Origin of the sequence: Paenibacillus sp. BR1-192 (genome assembly GCF_029542445.1) — a bacterium.
GTDB lineage: Bacteria > Bacillota > Bacilli > Paenibacillales > Paenibacillaceae > Paenibacillus_AQ > Paenibacillus_AQ lautus_A.
Window position 1 is genome coordinate 4,597,590 of sequence record NZ_CP120718.1, and the last position, 15,010, is coordinate 4,612,599.

The 15,010-nt window shown below is 51.4% G+C and carries 11 protein-coding genes and 2 pseudogenes; 5 read left to right on the forward strand and 8 right to left on the reverse strand.

Annotated features, from left to right (window positions below):
* Positions 1-56 precede the first annotated feature (56 nt).
* The 3 genes and pseudogenes from P0X86_RS20495 to P0X86_RS20505 form a co-directional block, all read right to left on the reverse strand.
* Positions 57-305 (reverse strand): YuzB family protein, encoded by a 249-nt coding sequence (locus P0X86_RS20495; RefSeq protein ID WP_015736210.1) that lies wholly within the window; start codon positions 303-305, stop codon positions 57-59.
* A 90-nt stretch (positions 306-395) separates the two neighbouring features.
* Entirely contained in the window at positions 396-1,187 is a 792-nt protein-coding gene (locus P0X86_RS20500) for an SDR family oxidoreductase (RefSeq protein WP_192571340.1), read from the reverse strand.
* A 238-nt stretch (positions 1,188-1,425) separates the two neighbouring features.
* Positions 1,426-2,507: pseudogene (locus tag P0X86_RS20505) on the reverse strand (lactonase family protein).
* A gap of 174 nt (positions 2,508-2,681) precedes the next feature.
* On the opposite strand from P0X86_RS20505, the gene P0X86_RS20510 reads away from it, so the two are divergent.
* On the forward strand, positions 2,682-2,849 hold the full coding sequence (locus P0X86_RS20510; RefSeq protein WP_176502423.1) for a hypothetical protein: 168 nt from the start codon (positions 2,682-2,684) through the stop codon (positions 2,847-2,849).
* A 75-nt stretch (positions 2,850-2,924) separates the two neighbouring features.
* On the opposite strand, the gene odhB is transcribed toward P0X86_RS20510, so the two are convergent.
* From odhB to P0X86_RS20530, 4 genes are all read right to left on the reverse strand, one after another.
* Positions 2,925-4,199: a 2-oxoglutarate dehydrogenase complex dihydrolipoyllysine-residue succinyltransferase gene (gene odhB, locus P0X86_RS20515; protein ID WP_096774432.1), complete on the reverse strand. Its 1,275-nt coding sequence runs from the start codon at positions 4,197-4,199 to the stop codon at positions 2,925-2,927.
* 5 nt (positions 4,200-4,204) lie between these two features.
* Positions 4,205-7,081 carry a 2-oxoglutarate dehydrogenase E1 component gene (locus P0X86_RS20520; RefSeq protein ID WP_096774433.1) on the reverse strand — a complete coding sequence of 959 codons (2,877 nt, stop codon included), beginning with the start codon at positions 7,079-7,081 and terminating at the stop codon, positions 4,205-4,207.
* A 247-nt stretch (positions 7,082-7,328) separates the two neighbouring features.
* On the reverse strand, positions 7,329-8,228 hold the full coding sequence (locus P0X86_RS20525) for a DUF72 domain-containing protein (protein ID WP_277746342.1): 900 nt from the start codon (positions 8,226-8,228) through the stop codon (positions 7,329-7,331).
* A gap of 116 nt (positions 8,229-8,344) precedes the next feature.
* On the reverse strand, positions 8,345-8,854 hold the full coding sequence (locus tag P0X86_RS20530) for a metallophosphoesterase family protein (protein ID WP_277746343.1): 510 nt from the start codon (positions 8,852-8,854) through the stop codon (positions 8,345-8,347).
* A gap of 244 nt (positions 8,855-9,098) precedes the next feature.
* Between P0X86_RS20530 and P0X86_RS20535 the strand changes: the two genes are divergently transcribed.
* Entirely contained in the window at positions 9,099-9,734 is a 636-nt protein-coding gene (locus tag P0X86_RS20535; protein ID WP_009590653.1) for a LysE family transporter, read from the forward strand.
* Here the strand turns inward: P0X86_RS20535 and P0X86_RS20540 are convergent.
* Positions 9,731-11,120, reverse strand: a pseudogene (locus tag P0X86_RS20540) (amino acid permease). The gene P0X86_RS20535 and the pseudogene P0X86_RS20540 overlap by 4 nt on opposite strands.
* Before the next feature lie 228 nt (positions 11,121-11,348).
* Between P0X86_RS20540 and P0X86_RS20545 the strand changes: the two are divergent.
* Genes P0X86_RS20545 through P0X86_RS20555 form a run of 3 tightly spaced genes read left to right on the forward strand, consistent with a single transcriptional unit; the run spans position 11,349 to position 15,000 of the window.
* Complete coding sequence (locus P0X86_RS20545; RefSeq protein WP_277746344.1) at positions 11,349-12,461, forward strand: GerAB/ArcD/ProY family transporter; 1,113 nt, start codon at positions 11,349-11,351, stop codon at positions 12,459-12,461.
* Positions 12,458-13,864, forward strand: a complete 1,407-nt coding sequence (locus tag P0X86_RS20550; protein ID WP_277746345.1) for a spore germination protein — start codon at positions 12,458-12,460, stop codon at positions 13,862-13,864. The genes P0X86_RS20545 and P0X86_RS20550 overlap by 4 nt, the downstream gene beginning before the upstream one ends.
* Entirely contained in the window at positions 13,861-15,000 is a 1,140-nt protein-coding gene (locus P0X86_RS20555; protein ID WP_277746346.1) for a Ger(x)C family spore germination protein, read from the forward strand. Before P0X86_RS20550 ends, P0X86_RS20555 begins: the two co-directional genes overlap by 4 nt.
* Positions 15,001-15,010: the final 10 nt, after the last annotated feature.

A 15,010-nucleotide genomic window follows, 5' to 3' on the forward strand; every position in this document is an offset into this window, starting at 1 on the left:
GCGAATCATTCGCGCCTTGCCCTTTTACTATACGTTCTCGTCTGCATGCAGACGTATTAAATATCGTGGAAAACAGCCAATTCAGCTTCGATAGCAGCTTTGATCTTCTCGACGCATTCTTCCGTCGTTGCCGCGAATACACGTTTACCATTCACCAGTGCATATGGCCGCAGCTTGCATAGACCGCAAAGATTCATGCAATCCGCCCGCAGGACAGCGATTTCGGGATACAATTCCTCAAGATGCTCAAGTTCCAAAGCACTCATCAAGTTGCTGTCGCATATTTCCACAACAACAATCCCCATCCCCATCTTTATCACCACTATTCATTTGACAATTCGTTCATTCATTATGAGGAAAACGCCCGGATTTGTCAAATCGATCGTAGGGTTTGATCAATGGATGAGGGATTCCGCACCATCGATATAAATTTCCGTACCGGTAATATGGGAAGCATCATCCGATGCCAGAAAGGCTACGAGCTGAGCAACCTGTGATGGCTGTCCCGGTCCGTCCGCCAAAGGCTGGTCTCCCTCAGGGTATTCAATCGGAATCGTCACCTCGTCCAGCTCCGGCTTCGCAATGGTGCTCTCATCAATATTCGTTGCAATCGCACCTGGGCAAATAGCGTTCACCCGGATTTTGTAACGGGCGAGCTCCAGCGCCGCCATCTTCATGAAGGCCACCTGTCCCGCCTTCGTGGTGCTGTATGCGGAGAAACCAAACCCGGTAAATACCCGGTTTCCGTTAATGGAGCTCGTAATGATGATGCTGCCGCCATGATCCTTTAAGTAAGGAATCGCGTATTTTACCGTAGCAAACGTTCCTCTCAAATTCGTGTTAATGGTAGCATCCCATTCATCCAGCTCCATGATCTCGATCGGAGCTTTGGTCCCATTAATACCGGCATTCGCAAATACGATATCAATCTTTCCCCACTGCTCGGTGGCTTGACTGAAGCAATCCTTCAGCGATTCCGCTTTGGAAATATCGCAGTTGCCCGTGAGCACTTCGCCCCCGCCATCTTCTATGGTCTTCTTCACTTTCTCTACGCGTTCACGATCGATGTCGATCAACAGGAGTTTAGCTCCTTGCTCTGCCATAAGAAGGGCTGCGGCCCGGCCGATTCCGGAACCAGCACCGGTAACGATGGCTACTTTACCATCCAAACGTTGATTTGTTGTCATTGCCACAACCTCCTCGTTTAAGTTTTCATGATTATAGATAACCCAACGAGTCCGTATCTGAATCTTGGCAATCCGAGCCTGCCGTGCAGCAAGCAGCAAGCAAGCATATCCCAGCGGTAATGCCTAACCCGATGAAAAAAAGAAATCGTCCCCCGCCTCATGGTAACACCTTACCACACGAGCCGTAAGAACGATCTCTTTGCATTCATTTCCTATGAGAGGATCAAGTCTTCCAGGCCTATCGTTGGAATACCGCAGGTTTAACGCATACCGGCTTGGATTGCGAAACCGTATACCCGGTAAAGTCAAGCTTGCCGTCTTCCGGATTCACGTTAAACAATACCAGGTTATTCCCGTCCCGATTGGCAACGATGAGGAATTTCCCCCCGGCATGAGCGTAAAATGACGCGGATGGCCGCCCTCCGTCGAAATATATTGCACCGGGCTTAAACGACCGGTATCTTCATGCACGTTAAATACTACAATGCTGTCGTGTCCGCGGTTCGATCCGTATACCGTTTTGCCATCCGGGGACACGGCGATTTCGGCACAATAGCTCTCCCCGTCAAAATCCGCAGGCAGTGTCGATACCGTTTCCAGCACCTCTAAACGTCCCGCTTCTTGATTGTAGCGAAGAACCGTGACACTGGAATTCAGCTCGTTGATGACATAAGCATAGGCACCGCTGGGATGGAAAGCCAAATGACGGGGCCCTACGCCCGCGTCCAGCTGGGTTTCGCCGTGAAAGCTCAGCTCTTGCCTATTCTCATTTATCGTATATGCAAGAATCTTGTCCAATCCCAAATCCTGTACGAACACATATTGACCATCCGGACTGTAAAATGCCGAGTGCGCTCTGGATTGCTGACCATCACGCACTGTCACGAGATCCGTATGTTTCTTCTCATCCAGCAGTTTGCCGGCTTGTCCATTCTCATCGATCGAATGAAGACCTACCAGGCCTCCATGATAACTCGAAACAATCAGATACTTGCTGGATTCATCACGCTGAATGTGGCAAGTGGAGCTGCTGACACTGCGGGTACGATTCAATTCGGTCAGTTTGCCGGCCTCCGGGTCAATTTCAAAGCTGATGACCTCGGCTGCTTTGCCGCCTTGATCTGCAATTTCGCCGATGGCATACAAACGTCCGTTATCCGGATCGACGTTCAAGAAAGTGGGATTTTTAATGCCGGATACTTCATCAAGCAGCTTCAGCTCGCCGCTGTCCTCGTTAAATTCATAAACACATACCCCGCTTTGATTATCTTCCGCATACGCACCTGTAAACAGCAGTGTGCGCTGTGATGGATTCGCCATAAAATCCGATCTCTCCTCTCGTATATCTATCATTTCATGTCCTATGTAGTGATGCTTTCAGTTACCATGTTAACTTCAACCCTGATGAAAATCAAATGACTTGCCGTTTGCAGCCTGTTTGTCTTTTGCCATACCGGGTATGTATGTATTACATTGACTGAAGGAGGTATTCCCATGAAACAACCGAACAGCGAAGAAGTACGCAATCATCAGGACACGGAGAACGACTCCCAGGAACAACGCGACAAGGTGAAGAAGCATCAGGATGTGGAGCCTCAGGCTGAGAATTGGAATCCCCGGGATCTTCCCGATCCAGACGATAAAAATCAATCTAAATCCTAATCGCGCAATAAGAAAGGCCGCATGGACACTGCCATGCGGCCTTCTTATATAGGTGAGTCTCTTTGGCTTGGATGATTATCCTTCCAGAAGCAGCGACTCCGGATCTTCGAGGAGCTCTTTCACGGTTACCAGGAAGCGAACCGCCTCGGAACCGTCAACGATCCGATGATCGTAAGACAATGCGATGTACATCATCGGACGATTTTCCATGCGTTCAGCATCAATCGCTACCGGGCGAAGCTGGATTTTGTGCATGCCGAGGATACCCACCTGAGGCGTATTCAGGATCGGCGTAGACAACAGCGAGCCGAAGACGCCGCCATTCGTAATCGTAAACGTACCGCCTTGCAGCTCAGACAAGGACAGCGCGTTATTGCGGGCTTTGGCAGCCAGATTGCCGATTTCCTTCTCAATCTCGGCAAAACCAAGACGATCGGCATCGCGAACGACCGGAACGACAAGCCCTTCTTTGGCGGATACCGCAATACCGATATCATAGAATTTCTTCACGACGATATCGTCGCCGTCGATCTCGGCGTTCAAATGCGGGAATCTCTTCAACGCACCCACAACCGCTTTGGTGAAGAAGGACATGAAACCGAGCCCTACGTCATGCTTCTCTTGGAATGCTTGCTTACGACGCTTGCGCACGTCCAGGATCGCGGTCATATCCACTTCATTGAAGGTCGTCAGCATGGCAGCCGTATGCTGCGCTTCGACCAAACGATTCGCAATCGTTTGACGACGGCGGGACATGCGGGTACGTTCAACCGGTTTGCCATACTCGGCAGCAGGTGCTTGTGCTGCCGGTGCAGGCGTTGAAGCTGCCGGCTTGCTAGGTGCCGCAGACGGCTTAGCTTCGTTATGATTCTTCACATCATCATGGTAAATCCGACCGATCGGGTCGCGGCCCTGTACCTGGTCCAGATCAATCCCGCGTTCACGAGCCAGTTTGCGTGCGGATGGCGATGCAGTCAGACCTGCTCCTTCCTCGTTCTGAGCCGGTACCGGAGCTTGCGGTTTCGGTGCTTCTGCGGCGGGTGCCGAAGCAGCTTCCGTTTGCACGGAGGCTGGAGCTTCAGCCGCCTTCGGCGCCGATGCACTTGGAACGCCTTCCTGCGGAGAAATTTGACCGATCACTTCGCCGATCGTTACGTTCTCCCCTTCTTGACGAAGGATTTTTTCCACAACGCCTTCAGACTCTGCGCTAATTTCAAGATTAACCTTATCCGTTTCTAACTCGAGCAGCACATCACCGATGTTGACGCTATCCCCTTCTTTTACGTGCCATTTGAATATCGTTCCTTCGGTGATGGATTCGCCCATAGCTGGTACAGTAATTTCGCTCACAGCCGCTACCTCCCCAATGAGATCTCTTGATTTATAGTTTTACGATTAAGGGCAAAAGAAATGATGGTCTGTTGCTCATAAGCATGAACATCCTGATATCCGCTAGCAGGGCTCGAACGCTCAGGACGTCCGCTGTAACGGACCTCTGTGCCTTTAGGTGCAATTTCACGAATTCTCGGCTCCATGAAGCTCCAGCCGCCCATGTTCTGAGGCTCTTCCTGAACCCACAGAATCTCTTTCAGGTTCGGATACTTCTGCATCACACGGGAAATTTCTTCTTTAGGGAATGGATACAGCTGTTCCACACGAAGAATGTGGATCCAGGATTGGTCCTCACCCTTCTGCTTATCCAGCGCGTCTTCCAAGTCGATCGCAATTTTCCCCGAGCACAATACAAGGCGTTCCACCTTCTTAGGTGTTTGACCTAGACCCGGCTGTTCCATTACCTTCTGGAAACCGCCTTCGCTAAACGCGTTCACAGGCGACGCGACACGCGGGTTACGGATCAAGCTCTTCGGAGCCATGACCACCAGCGGCTTGGCATCGTCCGTGTTGGTCAGGGAAGCCTGTTTGCGCAGCAGGTGGAAATATTGGGCGGCCGAAGTCAGATTCGCAACCGTCCAGTTATCCTCGCCGCTCAGCTGGAGGAACCGTTCCAATCTGGCGCTGGAGTGCTCTGGACCGTTTCCTTCATAGCCGTGAGGAAGCAGCATCACCAAGCTGGACTTCTGTCTCCACTTCGAACGTCCGGCCGTAATGAACTGGTCGATGATCACCTGTGCACAGTTGACGAAATCGCCGTACTGCGCTTCCCAGATCACCAAAGTCTCGGGAGAGTACACATTGTAGCCATATTCAAATCCAACGACCGCAGCTTCGGTCAGCGGGCTGTTATGGATCGCGAACGATGCCTTGGCTTGCGGCAGCCGGTGCAGCGGGCAGAAGGTTTCTCCATTAACCGCATCGTGAAGCACCAGGTTTCGATGGGCAAACGTTGCACGTTCGGCATCCTGTCCCGTGATCCGGATCGGCTTGCCGTCAGCGAGAATCGTAGCGAAGGCCAGCGTTTCGGCATGACCCCAGTCCACCTTCTCGCCCTCGTCAAGCGAATTGCTGCGCCGCTCGAGGATGCGTTGAAGCTTTGGATATACCGTAAAGCCTTCAGGCCACTGCAGGAGCTCGCGGTTAATGCCGCGCAGCACCTCTGCAGATACATTCGTCGCGGCTTCCGTCTTGGATTTGCCGTCCGTAGGGTTCAGTCCGAGCAGAATCTGATCAACCGGATCCTTCGTTTTCACGTTCTCGTAAGAGTTCTTCAAGACCTCCACGACGCCGTTCTTCAAACCGTCCACTTGTTCTTGGGTCAGAATGTTTCCATCCACCAGTTTCTTCATATAAATCGTGCTGACGGTTGGATGGTTCTTCACCTTCTGGTAGATCAGCGGCTGGGTCGTTTCCGGATCGTCCGTCTCGTTGTGGCCATATTTCCGGTAGCCGACAAGATCGATCAGAATGCTCTTCTTGAACTTGTTGCGGTAATCGCTGGCAAGACGGGCCACTGCGATACACGCTTCCGGATCATCCGCGTTCACGTGGATAATCGGAATCTCATAACCTTTTGCCAAATCGCTCGCATAATGGGTCGATCTGGAATCCTTGCCTTCCGTCGTGAATCCGATGCGGTTGTTCACGATGATGTGAATCGATCCGCCCGTACGGAACGCCGGCAATTTATTGAAGTTCAAGGTTTCCGGCACGATGCCTTCGCCAGGGAACGCGGAATCGCCATGAATCTGAATGCTCAGCGCTTTGTTCACATCCTGCTTCGGATAACCCGCTTCGCTGCGATCCTCCTGGGCGGCACGAGCAAAGCCCTCTACTACCGGATTGACGTATTCCAGGTGACTCGGGTTGTTCGCAAGCGTGATCCGAACCTGCCGGGCTTCATCCTTCTTCAGGTAACGGTCCGCGCCCAAATGGTACTTTACGTCGCCCGTCCAGCCGTAGTTGATGCCCATGGAGCCTTCGGACGGCACCAAATGTTTATTCGGAGAGTGCATGAACTCCGAGAAAATCTTGCCGTAATCCTTGCCCAGCACATGAGCCAGAACGTTCAAACGTCCGCGGTGCGCCATACCCACGAGAATGGAGTTGACATCCGCTTCGGCCATTTGGCGAACGATCTCGTCGAGCAGCGGCACGAGTGCCTCATTGCCCTCAACCGAGAAGCGCTTCGCGCCTACGAACGTGCGATGCAGGAATTCCTCGAACTGCTCGGCTTCGAGCAGCTTCTTCAACAATCCCCTGCGCTCTTCAACGCTCATGTCGGACAAGTAGCGGCCTGATTCGGCCTGCTGGTTGAGCCACTTGCGTTCTTCTTCATCGTGGACGTGGCTAAATTCATAGGCAATGGAGCCTGTATATAGTTGCAACAGCCGCTGGATTGCCTCTAAGCCGTTCTTGATATCGCCAGGAGCCTCCTCCCAGACGATCTCTGCAGGCAGGGCGGCCAAATCCGCTTGGCTGAGTTGGTAGCTTTCCGGTTGAAGCAGCCGCGTGTCGGCTTCGTTTCCGATTCCAATCGGATCAATGTCTGCGGCCAGATGACCGTAGGTTCTAATGTTCCACACCAGTTTGCCGGCAGCTACCCCTTTTTTCATCAATTGCGGGTCGTAGCTTACACCTTGTCCCTGCGAATCCGCTTTCTTTTCATTGTTTTCCAAAGATGGAGGCGGTCCCCAGCTTGCGAACAGCTCGCGGTATCCTGGCTCCACAGATTGCGGGTCTTGCAAAAACTTCTCATACTGATCTTGAATGTACCCCAAGTTCGGACCGTGATATTTCTGCCATGGTCCCTCTGTCATTCTGTCAAGGGTCTTCATCGCTGACTCCCTCCGTCAGATTATTTTGATTGCTCAAGGACGGAATTTCTAATTTTACATTTTGCATACTACATTTTACATTAAATAAACGTTTTCTTACGATTACATTATAATACACTTGGCCTCAATACCGAAAATACCCTTTATATATAATAATGATCTCAGAAACAGATGAATTTGCGTCAATTTTTTGACGATTTGTCCGATCGTTCACCAGTTCCCTGTATGGGGTTCCATTTAAACCCATTTATTCGGAAAAAATATCCTCTTCCAGCCAGTCCATCTGCCGCAGCGGCTCGGGGCCGGTGTTCATCCCCAGCAGTTGAAGAAGCTGTTTGGCATTGTCGGAAGCATCGCCTCCCGAATTGTTGTTGAAGATAATCCAGCACTGCTTCGCTTTCTTTAGCAATTGCTCTATCCATCCTCTCAGCTGTTCCAATTCTTCCGGACTGTAACGGTACAAATACCGGACCTCTCGCCAGTTGGGCTGACCGCTGGAATGCCACCCATCGGCGTTTCGTCCGTGCATCCGGATCATCACGGCCTCCGTGCCCGATGTCTCAAGCACGACCGGCACCGATCCGCTACCGGCTTGCGGCTCGTCGGCTATGCTGTGGATCCAGCCCTCGCTCCGCATAAATTCGAGGGTCTTCTCGCGAAACTCCGGCGCATACCAGCTCTGATGGCGAAACTCCAAGGCTACCGGAACGTCCTTCATCCATTCCCGCGTACGCTTCAGAGTGTCCACATGCTTGCGTTCGCAACCAAACCATGGCGGGTATTGGAAAAGCACGGTCCTTAATTTGTCCGCCGCTCGCAATTCTTCGACCGATGCAAGCAAATGATCGAACATCGCTTTTACGCTGGGATATCTGTCCTTGCCCTGTCCGCGGGCATGTCCTGTCATGCCCTGATAGGCCTTTACAATAAAACCGAAATGGTCCGGGACGGCTGCCGCCCATTTTGTCATTTGTTCCGGCGAGGGTATGGCATAGAACGAATTGTCCATCTCCACGATGGGAAAATGCCTGCTGTACATTTCCAGTTTATCTGCAGGCCTTGCCCCTTCGTCGTACAGCTTGTCATGATCCCCCCACCCGGACAAACCTACCTGAATCACATCTTTTTGTTTATCTTCCTTTGACATAACTATCCTCACATCCACATGATTTACCATATCGGGGACTTCTATTAATTAACCTGATACGGGTGATTTCAAAAGCAGGCAGCACCATACTGATTTTACCAATGCCTTGATTTCGTTCACTTCCTATCATAAAAAACATGATGGGCTTCCAGGTTACCGTCCAGGATCTCGATCCTTCCATGCGAATAACGGGGCTGCCGCCTTTTATCCGTAGCGGAACCGGGATTGAACAGCAGGACCCCCTGTACATCTTCTTTAAAGGGAATATGGGAGTGGCCGAACAAGATGCAGTCCACCTCCGTATCTGCAAAAGCTTTTCTGGCTCGGGATGGCGTCGTTCCGCCTTGACCGTGTCCGTGCACAATCCCGATGCGCTTGCCTTCGATTTCAACCAGTCTTTTATACCCAAAGCGTTCCACGATCCGCGCGTCATCCACATTCCCGGCCACGCCCTCTAAGGGGGCATATTGACTTAACTGCTCATAGAGCTCCCAATTGGACCAGTCTCCGGCATGAACAATAAGCTCCGATTGCCGTAAATCTTCAAGCAGCGGGTCTGGCAGTTCCTTCGCCTTTTTGGGCATATGGGTGTCTGACAATACCGTAATCCGATATGGGCGACTCATTGGGATGCACCTCTTCTTATGGTTATGTAATGCTGCAATACCAGCCATCTGACATTCATCTATATCCTACCAAATAAACGAAATCAAATAAAACCGCGCAGGGAGCTGCGCGGTTTTTCACGTCTTCTTTTAAGGCAGAAAAAAATTTCCAATCCAGTTTTAGTTTGTCCGCCTGCCGAATAGAATGTACGAGCAAGCAGGTACAAGCTGTGTTATCCATGTTCCAGACGAGAGGTGGAAATTGATAAGTATTCTAATTAGCTACATGATCCTTGGCCTTTCCCTATCGGCACCCGTTGGTCCGATTAATGCGGCGCAGCTTGATAAGGGAATCAAGAAAGGGTTCTGGCATGCTTGGCTGTTCGGCATTGGTGCGGTTCTTGCGGATATCCTGTATATGGTCCTCGTCTATCTCGGCGTGGTTCATTTTCTGAATACGCCGTTCATGCAGACATTCCTCTGGCTGTTCGGCGCTTTTGTCCTTATCTATTCCGGGCTGGAAAGCATCCTGAACGCCAATAAAGTGACGATCAGTCAAGAAAAAAGCGATGATTCGTTATGGAAAAGCACGCTCTCCGGGTTTCTCATGTCCGTCTCGAATCCGATGACGATTCTGTTCTGGCTCGGCATCTACGGCTCCATCCTGGTCAAAACGGCTGCGGACGAAGGGTCCGGGAACCTGTTTCTCTACAGCGTTGCCGTCATCGCCGGGGTCGTGCTGTGGGACTTGTTCATGGCCGCGCTCGGCAGCGTATTCCGCCGATATTTAAACGAGCGGGCGCTTTCCCTCATCTCGGTGCTTTCCGGGATCTCGCTAATCGTGTTTGGCGTTTATTTCGGAATTCGAGCTCTGGCATTACTTTATCCCCTCGTATTCTAACGGGCCGGTTTGGGGCTAAGCTTGCGCTTTTCCCTCTCCATCGCGCGGCCCTGACCGGATTTCTTCCACACGGAGCGCATGCATAATACGACCAGTCCGATTAACAATATGAACCCGAGACTGATCCAGAGTCCCGGCCGACTCGTCGGGTGCAGGGCGGTTCCGCTGACGGCAGCCGCTATGAGTATCATACCGATGTATCTTTTGACCTTGCCCCATCCCGTAAGCTCCATCAGCCGGCCGGCCGATATCAGGATAAAAAACCAGTTATACAGCAGCATAAGGCCTGCCGCAGTTGTCAGATACTCGTAAATCTTGCCGGGCATGAGCAGAGACAGCACGATGGATACAATCAACCCGGCGGCGGTTAGGGAAAGGGAGAAGATGGGCGTATCGCGCTTAAACATTTTTCTGGAAAACAGCTTGGGCGCATCCTTATCCTCGGATAACGTGACCAGCATCGTGGTTACGGCATACAGCGAGGCAACCATCGTCGAGAATCCTGCAATGATTAAGACCGCATTGAATATATGGGGGATAAAAGGCAGCTGATACGAGCTAAGCGCCACAACGAAGGGGCTTTTCGTCGTGGAGAATCGATTCCAGGCTACCATCATCACGGCCATGCCAATAGACAGTACATATACGACGGACAGCAGGAGAATCATCACCTTGCCCGATTTCGGCGCTTCCTTCGGATTCTTCAAGCGGACGGCCATCACTCCCATGACTTCAATTCCGCCGAAAGCATAAAACGCAAAGATCAAGGACGACCATACGCCTTTACCGCCCGTCGGGAATAAGGCGTTCATGCTGCCCGGAACATGGGGCTTATTCCCGCCTTTCAACCATCCCATCCAAGCGGCGGCGGCAATGACAAGAAACATGACGATGGCAGCGACCTTAATAACAGCCAGCACATTCTCCAGGCGGTCGAAGCCCTTGGTGCCGATCCATATGACAAAAAGCCCCAATACGGCATAACCTGATGCGAATATCCACATCGGAACGCCAGGAAACCAAAAGCGGGAGAATATCGCCAGCGCCGTCATCTGGCTTCCCATGATCAACACTTCGGAGCACCAGTACATCCACCCTGTTGAGAAGCCTGCCCACCGGCCGTAGGCTTTTTTGGCGTAGGTTCGGAACGAGCCTTTTTTGCGGATCCTCCGCCGTCATTCGCGCCAGCACATCAAACACGAAGTAGGTGGCCGTCGCCGCCAATATAATAGAAAGAAGAAAAGCCGGTCCCCCAAGCCGGATACCCAGCGCGGATCCGAGAAAATACCCCGTGCCGATCGTTGATGCGACTCCCAGCAGCGATAGCTGCCACCACTTCAGATTCCCTTTTGCTTCCCCTGCCTCCGTTTTCGCTCCTCTGTTCACGGTTATGTCCTCCGGATATCGTGATGTGTTCGATCAAAACTTTCCTTATTATGAAGGGATTCTCCGTGATTTATGTACCATGCCGCCGAGCCTAAAAAAGCCTTTTAAGTTCATAATGAAAAAACGAGCAAACGGTTCATGCAGCCCGAGGCTGGATGCTCTCGCATATTTTGGCTGTTCCCCGAGAAGTATAAACGGAAGAAAGCAGAATTGGGGGATCACACACACATGTCATTAGCTCGCGGTATTCCAACGAATCAGGCGTTTATGATTATGATGCTCACGGCAGGTTTGACCAATCATGTCATGATCATCCCTGTGCTTCTGGAGAAGTCCGGACGGGATGCTTGGATCACCATTCTCGTGTCGGCCGTGTTATTCATGCCCTGGATTCTGCTTATTTATGGAATCATCAAAAAAGTCGGCTCCCGTTCGATCAAGCAAGCGTTGGACGAAAGCAGCGGCAGGGCGGTTCGCATCGTTGCGATGGGCATGTCCGGCTTGTATTTCTTCGCTTTTGCCTTCTATACCTTGAAGGAAGTCATCGATTGGACGAAATCGACCTACATGATCCAAACCCCTGTCGTTGCCACCGCATTCGTGCTCATGATGCTATGCCTTATCAGCATTAACCACGGGATCAAAACCATCGGCGTTGCCGCCGGCATCTTGCTGCCTTGCGTCGTCTTGCTGGGCATATTCGTATCCGTGTCCAATCTGAAAGTGAAAAATTACAGTTACTTGCTGCCTGTCCTTGAGGACGGCTTCATGCCGGTTCTCAGCGGAGTTCCTATCATGCTCGGAGGGCTGTCCCAATTTATCCTGATCTTGTTTCTGCGACCTCACCTGCAGAAAAAACCCGGTTTTCTTACGATCCTGCTCATCCATCTGGTTCTCATCTTCCTCACGTTTGGACCCACGATCGGCGGCATTGCCGAATTTGGTCCGGAAGAAATGAAGCTTCAGCGGTACCCCGCCTATGAGCAATGGCGTCTCGTGAAGCTGGGCAAATTCGTGGAACACGTCGATTTTTTATCCATCTTCCAGTGGCTTAGCGGAGCTTATATCTCCATTTCCATTTCGATTTTTTTGCTCTGCGAAACCCTTCTTCCCAAGTCCAGACAGAGCGTTGGCGTATTAGCCGTCACCACGCTGCTCATCATACTGTGCGCCTCACCGATCAGCAATTTGAAAATGTATTATGCCATGGCCGACTATTTCTTGCCCGCATCCGCCGTTTATATCACCATCCTAAGCCTCCTGTTATTCTTCCTGATCCGCAAACCGAATCAGCAGGAGCCGCAGGATGGCAGTTCCACGAAAGGAGAAACGCCGCAATGAACATGACCGAACAGCAATTGCGCGATCGTTATGCCGATTCCGATGACGTCTATATAACGTCCTACCCGGGAATGGATGAAGAGCCTTGGGCGATTATGGTTTACAGCCCGATGATGTGCGATTCGAAAGTGTTGTCCGAGGTCTTTTTGCCTGTCATCAGCAAGGAATGGAATACTTCCGTTTCGCAAAAGCATCCGTTTGACCCGACCAGCCTTGAATATTATCTTACGCTGGATGTCGCCGATGCCGATTTGGAGTCCGTCGATGACATTGTTTATTCCGGCTACGTTGCCCTGTATTTTCCCAAGGACGATAAGCTGTATTCGTACAGCGCCGGCAAAACCATCGGCCGAACGCCGGAAGAAAGCGCCACGGAAACCTCGGTCAAAGGACCCCGCGACGGGTTTGTCGAGGAATTGGATATCAATGTAGCACTTATCCGCAAAAGGCTGAAATCACCGGGACTTGTCTATTCCTCCTTTAAGCTTGGAGACAAAAGCAAAACCACCGTCGGCATCATGTATTTAAAGGACAAGGTCATACCGGAGACCGTCACGGCCATCGTGGACAAGCTAAACCATTACGCCGGGGATCCTCCCGTAGGGATCGGCGAGCTTGCGGAGCATCTGACTCCGTACAGGTACAGCGTGCTTCCCATGTTTGACTACACGGGGCGGACGGACCTGGCATACGACTCTCTGACTCGCGGCCGTTTGGTCATTATTATGCAGGGAAGTCCTGTCCTATTGATCGCGCCTGCAAGCTTCATGCAGCTGCTGTTCGCTGCCGAAGACCCCCAAATGCCGTTCTATTTCGTGATGCCCTGGAGAATTCTGAGAATGTTCGGGTTCCTGATTTCCATTTTCCTTCCCGGCTTCTATATAACGCTATTAGCCTTTCACCAGGATCAAATCCCTTTTCCGCTGCTGGCAACGGTTGCGAATACCAGGCTCGGCCTTCCGATCCCGACCGGGTTTGAGATGCTGATCATCCTGTTTCTCCTCACTCTGCTGCGGGAGGCCGGCATGCAGATGCCTTCTCCGATCGCGTCGACCATTACGGTGGTTTCCGGTATCATTATCGGCGACGCAGCTATTCGGGGCGGTTTTTTCTCGCCGACGATGACCGTCATCGGCGCCCTATCCTTTGTGGCGGGGTCTACCCACTCCAATCAGGATTTTGTTGTCAGCCAAACGATCTTGCGTTTCTTTGTCCTTACCCTGTCCTCGATGTTCGGGTTATTCGGTTTCTTCATATCGGTCTTCATGATCGTTCAATATGCCGCCAACCATAATCCGTTCGGGCAGCCGTACCTTGCCCCTTTCTCGCCCTTCTCCATATCTAAAATCCTGGGCAATCTCTTGCGATTTCCGGGGAAACGGAAAAAGGGCGGCGCGTTGTGAAGCGGGTGTGGATACTCGTATGCCTGACATCTCTGCTGCTCTCAGGCTGCTGGGACAACAATGAAGTCCAGGATATCAACTATATCACGGCTTTGGGCGTGGATTACAAGGACGAGAAATATATCATATACGTGCAGATGCTTGACTTTGCCACGATTGCCAAACAAGAATCCAACAAACAGACGGAGAAAGCGCCTATCTGGGTTGGCCGTGGAACCGGCACCACGTTGACTGAAGCCCTCGTTGATCTGTACACGTCGAGTCAGCAGCGGGTCTCCTGGGGTCATGTGACGACTTTGGTGCTTACGGAAGCCGTGTTAAAACCTAAGCAGTTGTCGCAAGTGTTCGACCTGACCAACCGCTCGCAGGAAATCCGGTATACGAAATGGATATACGGGACCAAGGATAAGATGGAGGATCTCTTTACGGTGTCGCCGTTCTTTCAGCTCTCCCCCCTGCACTCGCTGCTTCATGAACCCAGGGAAAGCTATGTCCAATTCTCGTTTATACGTCCGATCCAATTCGTGAACTTTATTCGTCTCTATCGGGAAAAAGCTGCAACCGTTCTGCTTCCCTCCCTTCATATTTCGACGCAGAACTGGTCGGAAAATCTGAAGCAGCATCCGATATTGGAAGTGAACGGCGGATTTCTGATCAAGAACAAAGAATTGATGGGCTGGCTCCCACGATCCGATCTGCTGGGGACCCGCTGGTTAGCATCGAATAATACTCACGCTGCCGTCGTCGTTCAGGCGGACGGTGAAGCAGTCGGGAGCATTCGGCTGGAGAAGCCCCAATCTACCATCGAAGTCATCCGGAAGCCAAACGATGCTTCGTATCGAATCAAGCTGAACGTCATTGGCACGGTACAGAATATATACAAGCAGGTGGGGATTAAGGAAATGAAGCGATTAACGGAAGATACCCTGCGTAAGGAATTGCAGAACACCTTTCATAAAGCAGCATTGATCCACGCGGATCCTTATGAACTATGTCTCCAATTGTACCGAACAGACCCCAAGCTTTGGAAGAAATTAGTGGAACAGAAAAAGGAAATCTACGACGAAACGCCGCTTGAGCTTGATGTCAATGTCAACATCCGGTATTGGGGACAACGTAAAAGCCTGAACCGATAATGAACCTGTG

What these genes read in the sequence shown, in the direction of transcription:
- P0X86_RS20495 (WP_015736210.1), bottom strand. Translation starts at nt 305, where the DNA reads ATGGGGATTGTTGTTGTGGAAATATGCGACAGCAACTTGATGAGTGCT.
- P0X86_RS20500 (WP_192571340.1), bottom strand. Translation starts at nt 1,187, where the DNA reads ATGACAACAAATCAACGTTTGGATGGTAAAGTAGCCATCGTTACCGGT.
- P0X86_RS20510 (WP_176502423.1), top strand. Translation starts at nt 2,682, where the DNA reads ATGAAACAACCGAACAGCGAAGAAGTACGCAATCATCAGGACACGGAG.
- P0X86_RS20520 (WP_096774433.1), bottom strand. Translation starts at nt 7,081, where the DNA reads ATGAAGACCCTTGACAGAATGACAGAGGGACCATGGCAGAAATATCAC.
- P0X86_RS20525 (WP_277746342.1), bottom strand. Translation starts at nt 8,228, where the DNA reads ATGTCAAAGGAAGATAAACAAAAAGATGTGATTCAGGTAGGTTTGTCC.
- P0X86_RS20530 (WP_277746343.1), bottom strand. Translation starts at nt 8,854, where the DNA reads ATGAGTCGCCCATATCGGATTACGGTATTGTCAGACACCCATATGCCC.
- P0X86_RS20545 (WP_277746344.1), top strand. Translation starts at nt 11,349, where the DNA reads ATGTCATTAGCTCGCGGTATTCCAACGAATCAGGCGTTTATGATTATG.
- P0X86_RS20550 (WP_277746345.1), top strand. Translation starts at nt 12,458, where the DNA reads ATGAACATGACCGAACAGCAATTGCGCGATCGTTATGCCGATTCCGAT.